Source organism: Agrobacterium sp. CCNWLW155, assembly GCF_036888815.1.
GTDB classification, from domain to species: Bacteria; Pseudomonadota; Alphaproteobacteria; order Rhizobiales; family Rhizobiaceae; genus Agrobacterium; species Agrobacterium radiobacter.
Genome location: NZ_JBAKFW010000040.1, coordinates 1 through 6,027, shown reverse-complemented (window position 1 = coordinate 6,027; position 6,027 = coordinate 1). Strand labels below are relative to the sequence as shown.

Annotated in this window: 10 protein-coding genes and 2 pseudogenes; 7 read left to right on the top strand and 5 right to left on the bottom strand. The window is 58.0% G+C overall.

The features are described 5' to 3' along the window. Positions 1-102 precede the first annotated feature (102 nt). From V6S97_RS28895 to V6S97_RS28880, 4 genes and pseudogenes are all read left to right on the top strand, one after another. Complete coding sequence (locus V6S97_RS28895) at positions 103-270, top strand: carboxylesterase family protein (protein ID WP_334428420.1); 168 nt, start codon at positions 103-105, stop codon at positions 268-270. Next, a pseudogene (locus tag V6S97_RS28890) lies at positions 197-937 on the top strand (carboxylesterase family protein). The gene V6S97_RS28895 and the pseudogene V6S97_RS28890 overlap by 74 nt, the downstream one beginning before the upstream one ends. 19 nt (positions 938-956) lie before the next feature. Beyond that, entirely contained in the window at positions 957-1,277 is a 321-nt protein-coding gene (locus tag V6S97_RS28885) for a hypothetical protein (protein WP_334428419.1), read from the top strand. Next, positions 1,270-1,440, top strand: a complete 171-nt coding sequence (locus V6S97_RS28880; RefSeq protein WP_334428418.1) for a hypothetical protein — start codon at positions 1,270-1,272, stop codon at positions 1,438-1,440. The genes V6S97_RS28885 and V6S97_RS28880 overlap by 8 nt, the downstream gene beginning before the upstream one ends. A 173-nt stretch (positions 1,441-1,613) precedes the next feature. On the opposite strand, the gene yghX is transcribed toward V6S97_RS28880, so the two are convergent. From yghX to V6S97_RS28860, 5 genes and pseudogenes are all read right to left on the bottom strand, one after another. After that, positions 1,614-2,501 (bottom strand): YghX family hydrolase, encoded by an 888-nt coding sequence (gene yghX, locus V6S97_RS28875; protein ID WP_045024486.1) that lies wholly within the window; start codon positions 2,499-2,501, stop codon positions 1,614-1,616. A 130-nt stretch (positions 2,502-2,631) separates the two neighbouring features. After that, positions 2,632-2,829 (bottom strand): hypothetical protein, encoded by a 198-nt coding sequence (locus V6S97_RS28870; protein ID WP_334428417.1) that lies wholly within the window; start codon positions 2,827-2,829, stop codon positions 2,632-2,634. 47 nt (positions 2,830-2,876) lie between these two features. Then, positions 2,877-3,230 carry a hypothetical protein gene (locus V6S97_RS28865; RefSeq protein WP_334428416.1) on the bottom strand — a complete coding sequence of 118 codons (354 nt, stop codon included), beginning with the start codon at positions 3,228-3,230 and terminating at the stop codon, positions 2,877-2,879. A 27-nt stretch (positions 3,231-3,257) separates the two neighbouring features. After that, a pseudogene (locus tag V6S97_RS29330) lies at positions 3,258-3,404 on the bottom strand (glutathione S-transferase N-terminal domain-containing protein); the annotation flags it as partial. 239 nt (positions 3,405-3,643) lie between these two features. Next, positions 3,644-4,123 carry an Lrp/AsnC family transcriptional regulator gene (locus V6S97_RS28860; protein WP_334428415.1) on the bottom strand — a complete coding sequence of 160 codons (480 nt, stop codon included), beginning with the start codon at positions 4,121-4,123 and terminating at the stop codon, positions 3,644-3,646. Positions 4,124-4,208: 85 nt separating this feature from the next. On the opposite strand from V6S97_RS28860, the gene V6S97_RS28855 reads away from it, so the two are divergent. The 3 genes from V6S97_RS28855 to V6S97_RS28845 all read left to right on the top strand — a co-directional run bounded on the left by V6S97_RS28855 (position 4,209) and on the right by V6S97_RS28845 (position 5,747). Continuing rightward, a complete protein-coding gene (locus V6S97_RS28855; RefSeq protein ID WP_334428414.1) occupies positions 4,209-5,171 on the top strand; it encodes a DMT family transporter in 963 nt (320 codons plus the stop codon). Between the two features lie 88 nt (positions 5,172-5,259). Beyond that, positions 5,260-5,622: a MerR family transcriptional regulator gene (locus tag V6S97_RS28850; RefSeq protein ID WP_334428413.1), complete on the top strand. Its 363-nt coding sequence runs from the start codon at positions 5,260-5,262 to the stop codon at positions 5,620-5,622. Next, complete coding sequence (locus V6S97_RS28845) at positions 5,619-5,747, top strand: hypothetical protein (RefSeq protein WP_334428412.1); 129 nt, start codon at positions 5,619-5,621, stop codon at positions 5,745-5,747. The genes V6S97_RS28850 and V6S97_RS28845 overlap by 4 nt, the downstream gene beginning before the upstream one ends. Positions 5,748-6,027: the final 280 nt, after the last annotated feature.

Sequence of the window (6,027 nt, the reverse complement as noted above, 5' to 3'; positions counted from 1 at the left end):
TCTCCCTGGCGTCCACGTCGGCATAATTGGGGAATTTTACTTCGGCACTTCTGGGCAAAATTCACGCGGCATTGACACTACGGTGAGAATTGCTTCATCCCGATGATGAAGGGTGTTGCGGGAGACGAGCTTTTCAACCCGCACCGCTATATGCCGATGAGCGAGAATTGCCAGTTTGCCAATGTGTGGACCCCCGGTGTCAACGACGGCGGGAAACGGCCGGTCATGGTCTGGATCCACGGTGGCCGTCATAGAACTGACATCCTATGACGGCCAGAACCTGTGCAAGAAGGGCGACGTTGTCGTCGTGACGCTCAATCATCGTCTCAACGTTTTGGGCTTTCTCGATCTTTCCGCCTACGGCGACAAGTACAAGAACTCCGGTAATGCCAGCCTTGGAGATCTGGTCGCGGCGCTGAAATAGGTAAACGCCAACGCCGAAGCCTTCGGTGGTGACCCTGACAACGTCACTATCTTCGGCCAGTCGGGTGGCGGCTACAAGGTCCGCGCCCTGATGGGAACACCGGCGGCAACGGGACTGTTCCACAAAGCGATCGTGCAGAGCGGATCCCGCGTCGATTCCGTCACAGACCAGGCTTCATCCTGGAAGGTCGCCGAACTGACCCTTGCCAATCTCGGGCTTGGTGAAGAACAGGTCGATCAGCTTGTCGGAATGGACTATTATACCCTGCTGGCTGCGGCGGAAAAAGCACTGAAAGAAGCGACGGCCCAAGGTGCCAAGGACGCCCGGTGGGCGCCGGTGCTTGACGGCGAATACATGCCCGAGAACCCGGTCGGTGAAAGCTGGACCGGGCTGGCGAAAGACGTTCCGCTGATGGTTGGCAATGTCCTGAACGAATTCGAGACCGTCATTGGCAAGAAGGTCGGGCAAGAAGGTCGCCGATCTCGTAGCCGACAACAAGAATACGTGGTCTGACGAGAAGGCCCTCGCCAAGTTGAAGGAGCGTTTCGCCGACAAGCCTGATGCCGTGGCTACGGAGTTCAAGGTTGCCTACCCCGAAAAGAAGCTTGCGGATGCCTATTTTGTCGATCTCCGGTTCGGGCCAGGCGCGATCCGCGATCTTGACTTAAAGGCAAAGCAGCAAGGAGCGCCCGTCTACAGCTACATGTTTGCGTTCGAATCACCCGTTCTCGACGGCATCGCCATGGCATGCCATTGCGCTGAACTTCCGTATATTTTTTGCGAATGCCGCCGTGGTCAACACCGCGACGGGAGGCGGGTCGGAAGCGGTGGCGCTCGGAGACAAGATGAGTGAAGCCTGGGTCAATTTCGACCGCACCGACAAACCCGGCGCAGCCGGATTGCCCGATTGGCCAGCCTATACGAAAGAGCAGGGCAGCACGATGATATTCGATACGCAGAGCCGCGTCGCAAGCCATCCCGATCGCAAGCTCCTGGAGGCAGCAGGAGCGCTCTGATCATCTTTGCCGGTAGCAGCGCATCCCTGACCACGTTGCGCCGGCAGCATTCACCGCGTGCAATCAACCGCCCAAATCTTGACCTAAGCGACCGCGCGTCGGATACTGGTATCGAGCAGTAACTGAAGTAGATAGCCGGAAGCAAGGGTGGGGCCTCGCTTCCGGCATTCACATCACGCCAAATAACGATTGAACCACTCGATTGTGCGATCCCAGGCAAGCTTTGCCGCAGCCTCGTCGTATCGTGGCGTCGAGTCATTGTGGAAGCCGTGGTTAACACCCGGATATACGTAGCCTTCGTAGGTCTTGTTGTTGGCCTTCAAGGCTTGCTCATATGCAGGCCAGCCCTCGTTTATCCGGGTATCGAGCTCGCCATAGTGGATAAGGAGAGGCGCTTTGATCCGGGATACGTCTTCGGCACGCGGTTGGCGGCCGTAGAAGGGGACGGCGGCGCCCAGTTCCGGATAGGCGACCGCAGCGGCGTTGGATACGCCACCACCGTAACAAAAGCCAGTTATGCCGACCTTGCCGGTGGATTGCTCATGCGCCATCATGAATTCAATAGCCGCGAAAAAGTCGTTCATCAGCTTTTCCGGGTCGACCGTGGCCTGCAGTTCGCGCCCCTTCTCATCGTTGCCGGGATAACCTCCGACGGATGTGAGTCCGTCCGGCGCAAGGGCGATGAAACCGGCCTTGGCGACGCGTCGCGCCACATCTTCGATGTAAGGGTTGAGGCCCCGGTTTTCATGGACTACCACCACGACGGGTACCTTGCCTTCGATCTTGGCAGGCTTCACCAGGTAGCCGCGTACTTCGCCGTGTCCCTTGGGCGATGGGTACATAATGTATTCGGGAAGAATGTCTGGGTCGGTGAATTCCACTTGCTGCGCCAGCGCATAGTCGGGCAAGAGAGTGGCCACCAGTGCGGCGGCGGTAACGCCGCCAACAGCAAACTTTGCAGCGCGATCAAGGAACTCGCGCTTGGTGATTTTTCCATGCGCGTAATAATCGTAAAGCTCCAGCAGTTCTTGTGGAAAATCCTTGGCGGTCAATCTGGTCATATCGCTCCCCTTTGCGCGGATCTGTGCTGCCAGCACTCACGGCAAATTCGGGTGGCATGGTGCGCAGCTGACTTGCTCACCATAGTCCGATTTTCGCCAAGGATCTTAGATCGTTCATTTCACTTTTTCGTCAGTGAAACTTGATTTCCAGCAGCGTGCCGTCCGAGGCGAATACTGCTTTGAATTCGTGCTGATTGTCGTCATACCCCTCTAGCTCGATTCCGTCTCGATCATCGAATTCCACCTTCCAGAGTTGGGCATGGGCTGAAAGCGACGGATGTTTTCGGACGGCTTCCGGGAGTTTTGCGGCAGGCCCGGTTGAAGCCAACGATCTTGCTCCTCTTTTGACAGGTTCAATTAATCCGAAATTCGCACTTAACGCTCCCAGCCTTGCGTAAACGGGAAACGTTTCGCCCAGATAGTCGTCAGCCGAGGGTCGGCGTCCACTCGACGTACTGTTTCCGCTAGTCCGGGCGCAACCTCATAAAAGCGCCGCCGCCCGGGCGACCACCGCGACGCCGTGGCCACATAGAGGTCGAGAACTGACAAGTCCTCGCCGAGGAGGTAGCTGCCCGGACGCAATTGTGCCCCAATCAATTCCCAGCAGCGAGCGATGCGGTCGAATAAGCGAGCCTTGACGGTAGCGTGGTCCTCGGCGCGTTCGATGATGCGAGAGGGGTTGTCGGAGATCGAATAGAGGGCGTAGATGGCTGAGGATACAAAGGTCATCCAACGCAGGAACGTTGGCCGCGTTAACTAAGTCAACGCCGGCGCAAGTCGTGCGTCGGGATAGGCATCGGCCAACCAGATGAGGATCGCAGCGCTTTCGGTTATCACCTCGCCCGTAGGCAGTGCCAACGCCGGAACCTGTAGCATGCGATTGATGCTAACGAGTTTATTTGCTTCCTGTTGACCCTCCTAGGGAGCGCATTCCTCCACGCGATAGGGTAACTTGAGAAGACTAAGGGCTGCCTCGATCGGAACAGATCCTGAGCCTGATGCTCCATAGACAACAAACGTCTCAGTCACGACTTTTCTCCTCGCACGACGCAGCCAGAAGCTGGCGATCGAGCCAGCCCATTTCCAACCAACACTCAGGGTGAAGCCCCGTTTCACATTGTTGTCGGGAAAATCCTGATTCGCTACAGGGGCGGCAGGCGTCGTTTAACGGACGTTCCCTTGATGACGGCGGTACTGGTGACGGCGTGCTCGGAAAGAGCTTCAAGAACACCATCCATCTGCTCGATTGAATGGACGACCAGGCGAGCAAGAAACGGATCGTCGCCCGTGATCTTGTCGCATTCGACAAACTCCGCCCGCTCCTGAATGAGCCGTTCGACCAGATGCAGCTTGCCGGGTAACGGCCTGATCCTTACCATCGCCCGTATCTGATAGCCGATCGCGCGCGTGTCCACATCGACGGTGAAACCCTGGATGACGCCGGCTGCCTCCAGCCTACGAACCCGCTCCGATATGCTCGGCGCGGACATGCCGACGAGGCGGGCAAGCTCGCTCATCGACAGTCGTGCGTCAGAATCGAGCGCAGCAAGAATGCGCGCGTCCGTCTCGTCCAGCGTCGATTTTCCAGTTTGAAGGTTCTGTGATGCTTTTGCCTTCGACATGGCAAGCAAACTACGCGAATGGCTCTTGCCATTCCATATAAATCGATCGGATCGCATTGCATGATGCCTCCAACAGGAGAAAATCATGCTGTTTGGGATCATCGCTGGCCTCACCACTTGCGCCTTATGGGGCCTGACTTTCGTTGCGCCCCGCGCCGTCGCGCCATTCACGGCATGGGATTTGACCATTGCCCGCTACGGCATCTTCGGCTTGACCTGCCTGCTCCTGATGGTCGATCGACGCTTCCGGCCCGCCGGCATTGCTTCCTCACGGCTCCTGATCGGCCTGCTTCTCGGCGGTGCGGGATATGTGGGCTATTTCGTCAGCGCGGCCTTTGCCGTTCAGCTCGCGGGCGCAGCGGTCCCGCCGGTTATCATCGGCACAATGCCGGTGTTCCTGGCGATCATCGCCAATGTTCGGGACCGTTCCGCGCCGTGGCGGGCTCTCGCCTTGCCCTTGGCGTTGATCGGGATCGGCGTGGCGATCGTCAATGTTGCGACGATCAGGGCGGCAGACGTTTCCGATACAGCGTCGATCATGCTCGGCACTCTCGCCAGCGCGGCGGCACTGGCAATCTGGATCGTCTACGGGCTGGCAAATGCGGCTGTGATGCGGTCGGCCGATGCGCCGGATGATTTGCAATGGACAGGGCTGCAAGGCATTGGCGCGGCGATCGGAAGCTTCCTCTTGTTGCCGCTGGCCTCTTTCGATCTCACGGATACGGCATCCGCTTCCCACACCTTCAGCTTTGTCGGATGGGCGCTGGTGACGGGGTTGGCTGGCTCCTGGTTTGCGACCTGGTGTTGGGTGGTCGCTTCCCGTCGCCTCCCGCTGGCTCTCTCGGCCCAGCTCATCGTTGCCGAAACGGTGTTCGGCCTATCCTATGGCTTCATGTTTGAGGGCCGGTTGCCGCATCCTGCCGAGGCGATCGGAGCGACATTGCAGTTTGCCGGTGTTTGCTCGGCCATCGCAGCTTTCAGCAAGCCGCAGTCCATGACAGAGCCGCCGCGAGACACTTCAACCCTCTTGCCGCAAAGCGAGCGTTAATCGGGACCAAGAGGTAAATTCTCGCTTCACCTAGAGCTACTCCAACTCGGTAGCGTAAAAAACGGAATCGACAGGCTATAGGCAGGATATGCGTATCTCGGAGGCGGCGTCAACCAGCGGACTGAGCATCGACACCATTCGCTATTATGAAAAACTGGGGTTGCTTCCAACGATCAGGCGAGGAGGTGACGGAAGGCGGAGCTTCTCGGCGGAGAATGTCGAGTGGCTCATTCTCCTGGCCTCGCTACGAGAGACAGGCATGCCCATGGAGCGGATGCGGTACTTTGCGCGGTTCTATCAGCGGGGCGACGAAACGTTATCCGAACGGAAGGCGGTTCTGCTTGACCACGCCGCGCATCTGGAAAAGCGGCGAGTTCCCTTGGACCGCTGTGCCGAACTCCTCGCCTACAAGCTCAAACGGTACAACGAGTTGACGGAGGACGCGTCATGAGAATTATTGTCGTTGGCGCCGAAGGTGATATCGGGAAAGCGGCCTGTGAGGAACTGGGTTCCCGCCACGAGATCATCAAAGCTCGCCCTTCCGGGACGCTCCTGATCCTGTCCCTGACCGAATGAATTCTCAACCAGCGGCCTCCAGGCGCTCGTTCTAAATATCGAGGTCCTGATCTGTGGTGCTGACGCGAGCGTAGACGCGCACGCAGCACGAAAACACCCTAGTGACCCCGCGGTTTCGAGAATCAATCCGCAAATTACCCTTGCGAAGGATATTCCGCGGCACCCTGAAGATGTTCGTTCTCATTCGTGGCGCCAGCGACAGCCTGAATCAAGGATGCTCCAAACAAAATGGCTAGTCGAGCAATAGACGAAACTTGCAACCGCGCAAGGTCTCTTCCAA